General features: G+C 34.1%; 11 protein-coding genes. 4 read left to right on the top strand and 7 right to left on the bottom strand.

The genetic code is table 11. The annotated features are described in order from the left end of the window. Position 1 precedes the first annotated feature (1 nt). The 4 genes from O5637_RS03700 to O5637_RS03685 all read right to left on the bottom strand — a co-directional run bounded on the left by O5637_RS03700 (position 2) and on the right by O5637_RS03685 (position 8,496). The gene (locus O5637_RS03700) at positions 2-3,781 is read right to left on the bottom strand and encodes a UvrD-helicase domain-containing protein (protein ID WP_269606221.1); all 3,780 of its coding nucleotides are present in this window, start codon (positions 3,779-3,781) and stop codon (positions 2-4) included. A 96-nt stretch (positions 3,782-3,877) separates the two neighbouring features. Beyond that, complete coding sequence (locus tag O5637_RS03695; RefSeq protein ID WP_269606219.1) at positions 3,878-4,438, bottom strand: methyltransferase family protein; 561 nt, start codon at positions 4,436-4,438, stop codon at positions 3,878-3,880. Position 4,439: 1 nt separating this feature from the next. Continuing rightward, positions 4,440-7,733 carry an exodeoxyribonuclease V subunit gamma gene (locus O5637_RS03690; RefSeq protein ID WP_269606217.1) on the bottom strand — a complete coding sequence of 1,098 codons (3,294 nt, stop codon included), beginning with the start codon at positions 7,731-7,733 and terminating at the stop codon, positions 4,440-4,442. Positions 7,734-7,758: 25 nt separating this feature from the next. Next, positions 7,759-8,496 (bottom strand): pyridoxine 5'-phosphate synthase, encoded by a 738-nt coding sequence (locus O5637_RS03685; RefSeq protein ID WP_269606215.1) that lies wholly within the window; start codon positions 8,494-8,496, stop codon positions 7,759-7,761. Positions 8,497-8,634: 138 nt separating this feature from the next. Here O5637_RS03685 and O5637_RS03680 point away from each other — a divergent pair, with 138 nt between their 5' ends. The 3 genes from O5637_RS03680 (at position 8,635) to grxD (ending at position 9,959) form a co-directional block, all read left to right on the top strand. Then, positions 8,635-9,315, top strand: coding sequence for a lysophospholipid acyltransferase family protein (locus O5637_RS03680; protein ID WP_269606213.1), 681 nt, complete (start codon positions 8,635-8,637; stop codon positions 9,313-9,315). Positions 9,316-9,394: 79 nt separating this feature from the next. Next, positions 9,395-9,625: a BolA family protein gene (locus O5637_RS03675; protein ID WP_269606211.1), complete on the top strand. Its 231-nt coding sequence runs from the start codon at positions 9,395-9,397 to the stop codon at positions 9,623-9,625. 10 nt (positions 9,626-9,635) lie between these two features. Next, positions 9,636-9,959 (top strand): Grx4 family monothiol glutaredoxin, encoded by a 324-nt coding sequence (gene grxD, locus O5637_RS03670; RefSeq protein WP_269606209.1) that lies wholly within the window; start codon positions 9,636-9,638, stop codon positions 9,957-9,959. 19 nt (positions 9,960-9,978) lie between these two features. On the opposite strand, the gene O5637_RS03665 is transcribed toward grxD, so the two are convergent. Then, positions 9,979-10,248: a DUF6761 family protein gene (locus O5637_RS03665; protein WP_269606207.1), complete on the bottom strand. Its 270-nt coding sequence runs from the start codon at positions 10,246-10,248 to the stop codon at positions 9,979-9,981. A gap of 88 nt (positions 10,249-10,336) precedes the next feature. On the opposite strand from O5637_RS03665, the gene O5637_RS03660 reads away from it, so the two are divergent. Further along, positions 10,337-11,101: a response regulator transcription factor gene (locus tag O5637_RS03660; protein WP_269606205.1), complete on the top strand. Its 765-nt coding sequence runs from the start codon at positions 10,337-10,339 to the stop codon at positions 11,099-11,101. 21 nt (positions 11,102-11,122) lie between these two features. On the opposite strand, the gene crtH is transcribed toward O5637_RS03660, so the two are convergent. Both crtH and trmFO read right to left on the bottom strand, forming a co-directional pair. Next, positions 11,123-12,685: a carotenoid isomerase gene (gene crtH, locus O5637_RS03655; RefSeq protein ID WP_269606203.1), complete on the bottom strand. Its 1,563-nt coding sequence runs from the start codon at positions 12,683-12,685 to the stop codon at positions 11,123-11,125. Positions 12,686-12,702: 17 nt separating this feature from the next. Beyond that, positions 12,703-14,106: an FADH(2)-oxidizing methylenetetrahydrofolate--tRNA-(uracil(54)-C(5))-methyltransferase TrmFO gene (gene trmFO / locus O5637_RS03650; RefSeq protein WP_269606201.1), complete on the bottom strand. Its 1,404-nt coding sequence runs from the start codon at positions 14,104-14,106 to the stop codon at positions 12,703-12,705. Positions 14,107-14,159 lie beyond the last annotated feature (53 nt).

Here is a 14,159-nt window from a genome sequence, read left to right as displayed (position 1 = left end):
TTTACATTCGTTTAATCAATAAATCTAATTTTTTAATTCTTTTAATAGGAGCAGGTTCTACGATTAAGCCTGGAGTCATTTGAGGGAAATTCTTTTCTACTAAATCTCCTTTATCTGGAAGACCTCTCAAAAACACGTAAATATAACCTCCAAGATGTTTTTGAGGTGAATACTCGGGCAGTCTCCAATTTAAAAATCTATGTAAAGCTAGTAAATATATATGGGCTTGAAGAGGATAGTGGTGATGGTACATTTCTTCATCCATTCTGGCAATTGAATAATTTGAGGGACCACAAGAAGAACCACCATCTTTTGATAGCGGACTTCCTATCCAGTTGCTTTTCCAATCTAAAACCCACCATTTAGCAATTTCATGATTTGGGTTGTCTGCAAAAACTTGGTCTATGGATCCGGTTAGGAAGCCGCTGCTATAGATATTTAGATTCATCAGTTTATTTATATAGTCTGAGCCATATTTATTTTGAGGATCTTCTCTAAATATTGATGATAATTCGAAAGTATTAATTGGATTGGCTTTATGACAAATTGGAATATCAAATTTCAATTCTTTGATAGAGCTTTTAGGATTTAAATCTTTCATTTTAAATTTACCTAATGGACCACCTAAAGGGATATTTGCAATTCTCTTTAATAAAATATTAATTGGTTCAATAAATGAATTACTTATATTAACTGTATTTAATTCTTCTTCTATTATAGCTGAAACTTTTAGTTGATTTTCAATATCATTGAAATCTATTTTTTCAAGTATTTTATGAAGACAAGTCCCTGCTATAGGTCCTCGGGGGAAATTACCAATAGGACTTTCTTTTGACAATAGCTCAGCTTCTGATTGGTCAAAACTTTGATCTTTCTCTATCAATAATTGATCAATTTTTTTGAGAGATATATCCTCAATTTCTTCTTTAAATGCATGATCTTCATTTAACTCATCTGATAAGTCTTTTAGAATTAATTCGTCATCTTTTTTTGATATCCATTTTGAAAAACTATACCTTCCCCAACTATTCTCAAACGGATGTTTAGGAATTTCTCCCAGTTGTAATTTGACTTCACTTTTCGGTTGAGTCCATTTTTGATTAGTTTCAATTGCTTTTATATCTTGAATATCAACTTTTAGTTCCCTTGTCTTGAATGACTTTTCCATCATTTCTTTTGTATGGTCTTCTATATTTAGATTTATCGATTTAGATCCAAATAAAAAGCCTGAAAGAGGGTTCCCTTCTTGATCAGCAGCCTTTGCCCACAGGACTATTAATTGTTGTTTAGCTCTTGTAAAAGCAACGTAAGCTAACCGCTCTGCTTCATTTAATGATTCTTTTCTAATGAAATTTTGATATGACCTATATTTCTTATGCCATTTATACTTTTTAGAAATTAATAGATTTTGATTATCTTTCCATAAATGACTTTTTTTATCAGGAGGCTTTTGCCACAAGTATGGACAGATTACTATTTTAAATTGAAGTCCTTTACTCTTGTGAATTGTAATGATATTTACGGAGCTATTACTAATGGCACTGTTAGGTTGATATTCTTCAGGTATAGGCTCAATGGGCTCGAAACGTTGATCCCTAAGCCATTGTGATGCTCTTAAAGCATTGAATTTCTGTCGATGGATCTGCTCGTCTACTAATTGAGAGCTTTGATACAAATCACCTAACAAAGTTCCTCTATTAGAAAGGTCAGCTATTGATTTCCCTTCTAGAAAGTTTGATAAACACCCTAATAATCCAATCTTTGGAAATAATTTGGCAAGTTCATAGAACTTCGAAGATAATGAATCAAAATCGCCATTAATTTTAGATTCAATAAGTTGTTTCTTTTTCCATTGCATTAGCTCAGAACAAGCTAATATGGAAAGTTTTTGTTGGTTATATGGACTGACGATGCAGTTAATGAAAATCTGTAGAATTTGAGCACCCTCTCTAGTAAAAATATTTTCATTGCTTAGGAGTTGTGAAGGGATTTTTATTTTGGATAAATAGCTATGGATGTTGGTAGCTTGATCGTGTCTATTGACTAGTATGCAAATATCTGAGGGGCTTAAATCTTTGGGATTACTGTTTAATAGCTCTAACAAATAAGATCCAATAACTTTCGGAATTTTATCCTCTATTTTGCTTTTTGATTCCAATTTTATTCTTTCTGCTTTCTCTTCATGATTGTTATCTATTAGATTTATTATTTTAAATGGTTCTTTTATACCATTTAGTTTTAGTAGCTTTTCTTGTGAACAAGGATTAAGTTCTTGAGTTGATAGCTTTGATCTTATTAAACCATCAAGAAATAATTTATTGAGAGTTAAAATTAGAGATTTTGTACTTCTATAATTAGCGTTCATCAAATCAATTCGATCACAAGCCTCTCTGGCTTCCATGTATGTATTTAAACTTCCACCTCTAAAACTATAGATTGCTTGCTTTGGATCTCCAATCATTAGTAATAGATGTTTTGAGCTGTTACCAAAGGTCTCTTTTAGTAATCTTAATTGGACTGGATCAGTATCTTGGAACTCATCGATTAATGCTACTTTATACCTGAATTTTAGGTTTTTATAGATATTGTTAGATTTATATTCATCTTTTATTTTACTACTATTTAGTTTATTGGGATCTAATAATTTAAGTAGATCAGAATAATTTATCAAACCCTTTTTAGATTTTCTTTTTTCAAGCTCTCTCTTAGTCCATAACAAAGCATGTTCCCAAACTAATTCACCTGGACTATCATATAAATCTGCTATAACATGAAGTATTTCCCTCATTTCTTTTGAACAGGAATCTATTTCATATTTCATATCTAATTGGTAAATATTTTTAGGATGAAAATATTTATTTATAAGGGTTTGATTTTGAATATCTTCATATGATGGTCGTTTGTGATCTTTATATTCTTCAATCCAGTTAGTTAATAGCTGATAACGATTTTTCCTAGGCTTGGATGAGTATGGCTGTGTCCGTGCAATACCCTGAGATTTTAGATCCTTCGCGATCTCTATAAATCCATCTTCAATCGCTTGGCCCTTTTCTTTCCATTTAGTTTTAAATTCTATCCATAATAATTCAATTAAGTTGTTTAATTGATTTGAAAGACTTTCTTCTATTTTTAATTCATTAAATGTTTGCTTGAAAATATTATTTGGATCATTATCCAATGAACTAAGAACTTGAATTAAACTCTTTCGATTAAAATTTGTTTTAAATATCCCTTTTAATTCTGAAATTTCTATTTCTAATATTTCTTTTATCCAATATTCTTCAACAATTTCATTTATTAGTGAATTTGAATCTTTTTCGATTGATGGGTTTAAATTATTACCATTCTCAATAGCTTCTCTACGAAGAGTTTTACTGCAAAATCCATGAATTGTTGTGATATCTGCCGTGTCAATTCTTTCTAATGCTTCTAATAGTAGGGATGCTATGTATAAAGCTCTTTCTTTAGATGTAATATTTAATTCTATCCATTCATTTAACACGTCGTCAATTTGATATGGTTTTACTTTTGTATTTATTGATTCAATTATTTTTAATGCTGAAATTAGTCTTTCAATGATTTTTGCTTTTATCTCTGATGCTGTTGCTTCTGTAAAACTGACAACTAGTATTTGGTCTATTGAATACTCTTTTTCAGTCAATAATCTTAAGACAAGATGCGAAAGAGAGAATGTCTTACCTGTGCCAGCACTTGCTTCTATTAGACGCATTCCATTAGTTAAAGGATATTTATTTGCTTGAAATAATTTAATATTTTTCATATCTATTTTATGTTTACTATCATAAAATAACAAATCAATAGTTCACTCTTCTTTTTACCTTGATGCTGATGTTTTAAATTACTTCTAATTAACATTTTATGATCTCCAATCTAAATATTTTATTTTTTTGATAATAGCTGGGACTTCTTTGATATATTTTTTGTATTCAGAGAATTTAATTTTCAGCCTTTCTTCTTCCTTTAATGCTTTTATCTTTAAGATGTAAGCTAATGATATGAGCAAACATAGATGTATTAGACTCAATAAAAAAATACATATTCCTAATGAAATAAATAATAATCCCTTATAAATGGGATGTCTAACATTTTTGTATGATTTATTTTTTATCAGAATCGATTCATTCATTGGATAAGTTAGCGGTGTAAGATTTTCTCCTAAATCTAGGAATGCTTTAATGACAATAATTAGACCGTGAATTGAAATTGATAATCCAATAATCATAATAAAAGTATTTGTTGCAAATTCTGTATGCTCTATTTTTGGGTAGGGAGGTATAAAATGGAGTAGTATTAGTAGGATTTGAGAAAATAAATACCATTCCCCTTTTGAATTATTTAATAGTCCCTGCTTGCTAAATCCCCATCTTGATAAGACAGTTATAATATTATTAAAGTGTTTTCTTTTGTTTAGCCTCATTTTAGTAGATGTTTTTTAGTAGTGGTTCATACAGACTCATTAATATATCGTTAAATGATTTAACGTCTAGAAAAGTAGAGGCCTTGCATTTCTTTCCAAAGCAAAGTTCCATTGTTAGTGATTCTCTTTCTCCTTGCCTATATAAATCACCTTCCCATTGCTTTTGAAATAAATCTTCCTCATTCTTATTCTTTTCGTTTATGGCAAGGGCATACGCCAGGCCACTTTCAGGTGGTATGGGCCAACAACTTTTTCTTCCTGCAGCTGCTAATAGATGGATCTCTCTTAGTGTTTTAGTTGCTTCTTGGGCATTGATGGGTAATATTTCCTTGCTTACTTCAAAATTAATGTTTTTACTATAATCTTTCTTTTTAGAAATTATCAGAGTTTTAGAATTAAATGAACTATTTGCAGATAAATATAAATGATTTAGCCACCCTTTCATAAGAGTTTTATATTTTAAAATACCAATTTCAATCTGTATTAAATTCTTCTCACTAAAGTAAAATTCACCTTCCAACTCTTGCATCTCTATACTCCTTTTCGTGATTTCACCGGTAGCGTATATTGCGGATATTAAATTATTCCATCGCTCTTCAAGAATATCTTCTTCTATTAATCCAGAGCCTTTTGGAGGGAAAACACCTTTGCCAGAAAAGTTTTCTTCCCAGTAGTTTGAATTGTTTTTTATGTTGTTAATTTTTCTGAGATCACTATTCTCTAGTCGATATTTAAGCAGCTTATATTTTTCTAATTCTGAAAGCTCGAGTGAATCATTATCTTCAATAAGATTGACAAATTCTTTTGATTGGATTTCATTCTCTTTCAACCATGTTATTTGTGGATTTAGTAACCATTCTTTGGTTTTCTCGAAGGAATAAGATTTTAATTCGCTTACGTTTATTCCTTTCCATTTTATTGGTAATGCTAGTGAGACATCTTTTGTTGGTATAGCTTTTTCAAGCCATTTTCTAGCTTCTAGATTCTTCATATCACAACTCATGATTTGTGGATTTTCGGTTTTTATAAAGTTGAAATGATCAAGAGGATTTGCTGGTGGCTCAATGAGGATATCTTGAAAGGTGTTGGCTCCTAATTTGATTTTTAAGTAATTCATCCATTGTTGAATAGGACTTGGAGGTTCAAGATCTTCTCCTGTCTTTTCATCTTTGGAATTCCAAGAAAGTAAAAGATGTTGACGAGTTGAGATTAAAGCTTCTAATAATGAATAGCGGTCTTTGTCATATTGGTTAGGGTCTCCAAGTTCTCTTTTTCTTTCTAGGAGATTAAAACTCCTTCTATTATCTATTCTCGGAAAAGTTCTACTTTCCAGTCCCATAACGATGATGATTTGATGAGGGATTGCTCTCATTGGCTCTAAGGCACTGATCGTAATTTTCCCTGTCCTATGACCAAACTTGCCATTCGTAGAACTTAATGCTTTGGTGATAATGTCTTTGACTATTAAACAATCAATTTCTAATTCACAATTATCTGTTATGAGACCCCAACTATTAACAATAGTTAGTAGTTGTTGCTCTTCCCATGCCCATTCTCCACCATCCCCAAATAAATCCTTTACGAGCGATGTTATAAGCTTTATCCATTCTTGACATGAACGACTACTGCGAATCGCATCGATATAATTGCAAAGTTTTGAAAGTATACCCCAAACTTTTATAAACTCAGTACTTGAAATATTCTCGGAATAAGGGGAGATATTGCTTATTCCATTAATTGGATCATTTGGTAAAACAAGACCAAGTAGAAATCTTTCTAGACACCAACAGAGACTATGAGTTTCATCCCCAAATCTTTCTGAAGAATCAAGTCCCCAAGTAAAGCCAGCGGATTGAAGGTTTTTGGTTATCTCACTCACTTCCTCATTACTTATATTCTGTTGTGCTTGGAATGCTGGATTCGTTAATAAGTTTTCAAAAATTGAGGCAGTAAGACGAGATGCCGAAATCTCTAACAGATTTAACACAAAATGTATTAAACCTACTTTATCCTCTTGACTCCTATCTGTGATTACCCAGGGTAGCTGTGTAGTATTGTGATCGATATTGTTAAATATTGAGGCAATTATTGGCGCATAACTATCAACCTGTGGTGTCATTATTAGAATGTCTCTGGGTTGTAGTTCTTTGTCATTGGCGAAAAGCTGTAATATATGGTCCCGTATTAATTCTACTTGCCGATACTTTCCTGGAGATTTAAGGAAAAGGAGTGATTTGTCAGATTTTTCTTTAGTTAAAATAGTTTCACTTTTTGTGACTAACAATTCTTGTTGTAGTTGTTCTAATAAATTTGGTTTGTTCCCTTTATTAGTGACAATATCTGCTGTAAGAGAAAAAATATCTTGCTCATTTTTCTCTCCTAATTGATATTCACCACTCCCCTCTAGCAACTGTTGAAATTCAGCCCCCATCCTTCCAAGTAAGGCTTCAAGTCTTGGAGATTCTAGTAACCATTGGCTATCAGGAGGAGTATTCCATGTGTTTCTAAATTGCAGTCTTCTTGCTTCACATCTTTGCCAAAGATCATTGCAAGGGGAAATTAGATAAATTTTTATATTTATTACTTTTGAAAATGCTTGAATTAAATCTATTTGCAATGGGGCCAGACTGCTAAGTCCATATATGTAGAGATTTTTTGGATAATCTAGCTTAGGAATATCATCTTTTTTTAAACGTTTAATAGCTTTTTCGACTTGGATGCAGAATGGATCTTTGTTTATCTTTTTATGTAATAAATTAAATAAAATTTTTTGCCAATGAATATTTTTATTAATACTAATTTCTCTAGGATTCTTTTCTGTTTTCTTGCTTAACCATTGCTTGATAATTTCAGGCCTATAAAGTATGTAATCATCAAATATCTCTGCAATATTGTTTGCTAGATCCCATAAATTTAGATTTATTTGCTCATTTTCTTTATCGCTTATTTTTATCCAGGATCTAATTACCTGTGCTTCTTCATCTTTCATTAATTCCGGTAATAATTCTAAAATATTCCAAACAAGATGATTCTTTTCCCATTGATCTTTTTCATTAGGGTCAATACCAATAATTCTCTTGACTAACCCTTTCAAATATGAACCAGGGAAAGGGTATTTAACTAATGCATTGATATTATTAATTATTGAAAGTTTTTCACTTAGCCATCTGCTTGATGGCCATGTACTCACGATAATATTAACTTCTTCAGTTATTTCAGGAGGATTTAATCGGAGTTCCTGTCCTAGTATCTCTGCTAACCATTCAGCTTTATTACTTCGATAAATTGTTAGCAAGAGTCAAAATCCGATTAAGGTTTTTTTAAAGTAAGAAGTTTTCTTTTCTTGGATTGATAATTAGGCTTTTCATTTCTTTTACTGCCTGAGATAGACCTACTGAAATGGCTCTAGAAATAATTGTATGGCCAATATTTAATTCTTCAATCCCTTCGATAGCTGCAATCGGTTCAACGTTTTGATATGTTAATCCATGTCCTGCGTTTACTCTCAAACCATAGGATTTTGCTTTAGCTGTGCTCTCTCTAAGAATTGATAATTCCAAATGTCTTGCCTTGTTTTTTGTAATTGCATATTTACCTGTGTGTAGTTCAATCCAGGCAGCCTTTACTTCAGCACAATTTTCTAATTGAGCTTGGACTGGATCAACAAAAAGACTAACTGGAATATCCTCATCGGAAAGACGTTGAATTATTTCCTTCAATTTGTTTTTGTGTTTAATGACATCAAGTCCTCCTTCTGTAGTGACCTCTTCCCTTTTTTCAGGAACTAATGTAACCATATCTGGTTTGAGATTAAGTGCTATTGAAATCATTTCCTCAGTTGCAGCTATTTCCAGATTTAGTCGAGTATGAACAGTCTCTTTTAGAAGATTGAGATCTCTATCTTGAATATGCCTTCTATCTTCTCTTAGATGAACTGTTATACCGTCAGCACCACCTAATTCCGCTAAAAGAACCATTTTTACTGGGTCAGGTTCAAATGTCTTACGAGCTTCTCGGACATTTGCTATGTGATCAATGTTTACGCCAAGACTTGCCATAGGTATTTAAAATATACTTTGATTGTATTCATCAAAATCAGAATAAGGTTTAGCCGCTGGAGTAACTGCCCAGTCTAACCATTAATAATAAAGCTTTCGGAGTTAACTTCATTACATGGTTTGTTAAAGAGGGTTTTTTTGCCCCTTCTTCATAGAGAAAAAAAAATATGCCTCGGTGTAGATCCCTTTTGGAGTCGATTAGCTATGTTTGCAACGCAAGATTTTGCGTTGAATAATTTTTTTCGAAGAAGAATAGTTATTGGTCGAGAAAATTTACCTTTAAGTGGTTCTGTTGTACTTGCTCCCACTCATAGGTCTAGATGGGATGCTTTGATGTTGACTATGGCTGCTGGGAGGAGGATTACAAATAGAGATTGTAGATACATGGTCACCCGATCAGAAATGAGAGGGTTACAAGGTTGGTTCTTAAACAGGTTGGGTTGTTTTCCAATTGATCAAGGAAGACCTTCTTTAACTACTCTTAGATATGCAATTGATTTGTTGATTTCAAGTCAGCAATTAGTTGTTTTCCCTGAAGGAAAGATAAATCGACACGGAGAGCCTGTAAAACTGAAAAAAGGCTTGATTCGCTTAGCTCAGCTAGCCTCTAATAAAGGGTTGGACATTAAAATTGTTCCAGTCGGTTTGGCTTACAGCGATGTTATCCCGAAGTTTTATGGATCGGCCTCAATTTGTTTCTCTAAACCAATAATTATTTCGAGGGATTTTAGGCAATCTACGAATGACTTTAATATTGAACTTTCCAAAAGTATGAGAAGTGCTGAACAATTGGCTTTATTAGCTGTTGGTAGAAGATAATATGATTTTACTTAGTTGAATCTTTAGCACTTACATTGAATTTATTTTCTCCAAATTCACTTTAATTCCTTATTTGAAAATGATTACCGCACAAGAAGTTACTCTTCTAATTAAGCAATCACTTCCCGATGCTCAAATTGATGTTAAAGATATGGGCGGTGGAGACCATCTTGAAGTAAATGTCGTATCTGAAGGATTCTCTGGTTTATCTCTTGTACAACAACATCAACTTGTTTATGGTGCGTTAAAAAATGAATTGCAAACAGAAACAATTCATGCTTTGGCCTTGAAAACCTCCACTCCTCAATAACTTTTCAGATATGGATTCTACAACTCGTTCAAAAATCGAACTCTTAATTAATTCAAAACCAATATTTGTTTTCATGAAGGGCAATAAGTTGATGCCACAATGTGGTTTTTCCAACAATGTTGTTCAGATTCTTAATTCCTTGGGAATGAGCTTTGATACTTTTGATGTGCTTTCAGATATGGAAATTAGAGAAGGAATTAAGGAATTTTCAAATTGGCCAACAATACCCCAAGTTTATGTGAAGGGTGAATTTATTGGAGGCTCCGATATTTTGATAAGCATGTATAACTCTGGAGAATTGAAGGAAAAATTAGAAATTGCACTTGCTTCATAACTTGTCACTTTTTTTATCTTTATCCAGGTTCTTTTTGAAAAAAGAGGTTATTAATATCTCCATCAGGCCCAACAAAGCTTGAAGGATCCATGATCCATCTATCAATTAATGCTTCTAATTTTTCTTGATCCTTTGACCCTAATCTCTTGCAATTCCTGAGGGAATGCAAATATCCATCTGCATAGATCCTAAGCTCAGAAGGGCTGTGGTATCGACTTGTTAGCTCCTGACAGGCATCACAAATTGATTGGAAGTGTTTTATTGACTCTGGAGTATCAAAAGATGTCATGGTTTGCTAAGACACAGACTATTCTTGTTAGTCAGCGAACAGTTTGCTTTAATATCTTTTCTAGTCTAAGGGTCTACATTTCCGACTTGTGACATTAATACCTGCAGATCAGCTTGCTACTGAGCAAATTCAAGGATCCTCATCAGGTTCTTCTCCTATTCAAGCAACCACTCAATCACCTTCAAAGGTTCTTGTTGTAGAACCACATCCAACTCTCAGAACTGTTTTAGTTCAAAGGCTCAGACAAGATGGGCAGCTCGCCGCAGCAGTAGGTTCTGCTTCCGAGGCAGTTGATCTTTGTCGGGATCAATCACCAGATTTACTAGTTAGTGCTGAGATATTGGAAAAAAGTTCTGCCCTACGACTTGCACAACAGTTGGGCTGTTCAGTGATTGTTCTAACTGCAAGAACAGGAGTTGAACCAGTAGTAGGACTTTTAGATGAGGGTGCTGATGATGTTTTAAGGAAACCTTTTGGCCTAGAAGAATTAGCTGCTAGATGCAGGACACTACTTAAAAGAGGAAGAATTGGTTTACAGGAGCGTGTTGCTGTAGGTCCACTTGAGGTTCATCTTCTACTAAGGCAGGTCACCTTGAGAGAAAAACCTGTAGAACTAAGCCCTAGGGAATTTGCTTTATTGTGTGCCTTGTTGATGCCACCTGGCATGGTAAGAAGCCGCCATGAGCTACTTCGAATGGCTTGGCCTCCATTTAGTGGTGGACCTCGTTCAGTTGATACCCAGGTTTTGACGCTTAGAAGAAAATTAGAACAAGCAGGTTTAGGAGATGGAGGAGGTATTACAACTGTTCGACAGCAAGGTTATAGATTCAGTCTTGATAACTTGCCTTCGTAGTTTTATTAGCTTTTTCATAATTTATTCAGGAAGTTCCCATTTATTTATTCCCAACTTTGTGCCAATTTTGTGAGCACAGGCATAGCCGCTAAATGCCACTGCGTTTAATCCTTGACCGGGGAAAGAAGAATCCCCAACACAATAAAGTCCTTTTATTTTTGTAGTATTAAATGGCATAGGAAGAAGACCAGGCAACCTCATTGAAGGTATTGGCCCATAACTGCCCTTGTTTCTAGCAAGAAACCTTTTATGTGTTCTTGGACTACCTATCTCCTTGTGTAAAATGTTTTGACTAAGGTTTGGAAATAATTTTTCTAACTTAGATATAAGTTTATCTCCATCTTCTTTTTTCTTGTCAAGATATTCTTTGTTGCTTAATCCCTCCCAACAATCCATTGAAGAAGGGGTAAAGGCATGAACAATATGATTATCTGAAGGTGCTAAGGATGGATCTAATAGAGTTGGGATTGATAGAAAAGTAACTCCTTGTTCATGTTCCATCTCTTCCCATTTATCGAGAAGTAAGTGATGGCAATGTGTATTCGAAGGGATAGAATCTTTACTTACTCCCAAATGTAGTGATAAAAATGAAGGAGAAGGGATATATCTATTTTTCCATTTTGTCTCTGCCGGTGGAGTCTTGTCTGATGCTACAAGTGGATCATTTATTCCTTGCCCACCAAATGTATCCCATCTTGTTGCATTAGAAACTATTGTTTTACCAAAAATTTCTTCACCATTATTTAGTGAAACACCTATTGCCTTTCCGTTCTCAAATATTATTTTTTTAACTTTAGCTTTATATCTTATTTCTCCCTTGAAGTTTTCAATTCCTTTTACTAATTTTTCAGCAATTACTCCAACACCTCCTTTTGGATAGTTAATGCCTCCATAATGTCTATCAGAGAAGACCATTCCTGCATTTATCATAGGTGTTAAGTCAGCGGGCATGACTGACCAGCAAAAACATTCAATGTCTATAAAGTTTAAAAGTGCAGGATCTTTGATATATCGTTTAGCAACATCTCCGGCATTAATTGGTAACCATCTAGCGAGTCCTAGGCAAGATAAGGGTGATTTAAAAAAAACTTTCATTAGATATCCAGGATCCTCTATTGAAAGTAAAGGCATCGAATTCAGACAATTAAATACATCCCAACATGTTTCGTAGAAATGATTTATTCCTTTCTCTTCATGGGGAAATAAACCAATTAGCTTAGTAATGAATTCTTTATAGTCTCTATCAACTGTAATTTCTAAATGATTAGGTAGATGATATGCCAATTGTGTGGGGTCAGGAATTGTTTCACATTCTTGTCCAACATCTTTGAGAGCTCGCGTTAGTAAATTGGTGTAACCCTTTTTACCAAAGCCGAAAATCATAGATGCTCCAACATCAAAAGTAAATCCTTTCCTTTTAAATGAACCACCACTTCCACCAGGAATTTTGTATTGTTCCAGTACCAGAACTTTTGCACCCTTGCTTGCTAATTGACTTGCAGTCACTAATCCACCAAGACCGGAACCAATAACTATCGAATCCCAGTTAGAAGAAGCTTTAGTTTTATTTGTTAATTTAGTCATGATGTAAAAGAAATTTTTTAAATGGACGGTTGAGTAGAATTTTTATCTAATGATGTTTCTCTTAACTTTTTTATTTGACTCAAAGCTCTATCTCTATATTCTTTGTATCTTTCACGTTTGTTGTGAACTCTATTCTCGAGTTCAGGTAGTAATCCGAAATTAGCTGGCATAGGTTGAAAGTTTTTTTTATTTTGAACTCGTAAGCTTGTTTGACTATTACTGACAAAGTTTGTCAATGCCCCAATCATGGTAGACGATGGCAAAGTAATTGTATCTAATCCCTTTGCCAATAATGCTGCGTTAGTTCCAGCCAACCAGCCTCCAGCGATAGCCGCAGCATACCCCTCTGTACCAGTGAGCTGTCCAGCAGCGAATAAAGTTTTTCTATTTGTGAACTGAAGTGTTGGCTCTAATAGCTTTGGAGATTCAAGAAAAGTATTTCTATGCATTACTCCTAAACGAATAAATTCTGCATTCGACAAGCCAGGAATCATTCTGAATACACGTTTTTGTTCGCCCCATTTTAAATTTGTTTGAAAACCAACGAGATTCCATAGTTGACCTGCTTTATCCTCTTGCCTTAATTGAACGACAGCATGAGCTCTTTTGAGCCTTCTGAGGGATTTGTCGTTTACATCGCCCCATCTTGGATCCCAGAGGCCTATTGGCTTTAACGGGCCAAAACGCATAGTCTCTAGACCTCTTTTCGCAAGCTCTTCAATAGGAAGGCAGCCTTCAAAAAAAAGAGCTGATTCTTTCTCAAAATCCTTTAACTCAGCTTGTTCAGCTTTTATTAACGCAGAGTGAAATTTTAAATATGTCTCTTCGTTCATTGGGCAATTAACGTAATCAGCATCGCCTTTGTCGTATCTACTTGCCCGAAATGCTGTTGAGAAATCAATGCTTTCCCCAGTAATTATTGGACTAGCCGCATCGAAAAAATGACATTCACTTTCTCCTGTGAATTTTTTGATGTCTTCAGCTAGCGATTCGCTTGTTAAAGGACCTGTGGCTAGAATTGTAATTTTTTGAGCATTAGGCAGGCACGGACATTCATCTCTAATGATTCTTATTAGAGGATGAGAAGAAAGTTTATTTGTGATTGATAGACTGAATTGACTTCTGTCTACTGCAAGTGCTCCTCCTGCAGGAACAGAGTGTTGATCAGCTTTTGCAATGACAATCGATTTTAAATTTCTCAACTCTTCTTGTAAAAGTCCTGCTGCTCTATCACTACTAAGAGCTCCAAAGCTATTGCTGCAAACAAGTTCAGCGAATTCGGCTGAGTGGTGAGCTGGAGACTTCTTCTTTGGTCGCATTTCAAAGAGTGTTACTTTGACTCCAGCCCTTGCTATTTGCCATGCTGCTTCTGATCCTGCGAGACCAGCGCCTATTACTGTTACCGATGGATCTTCTGTCAAACTTTCGTGTTTTTCTTTTTAAAAGCTTAATTAAATAATATTCTCATGTCCTC

It is taken from the genome of Prochlorococcus marinus str. MIT 0917, from assembly GCF_027359575.1.
Lineage (GTDB): Bacteria > Cyanobacteriota > Cyanobacteriia > PCC-6307 > Cyanobiaceae > Prochlorococcus_B > Prochlorococcus_B marinus_D.
This window is presented reverse-complemented; position numbering and strand designations above follow the sequence as displayed.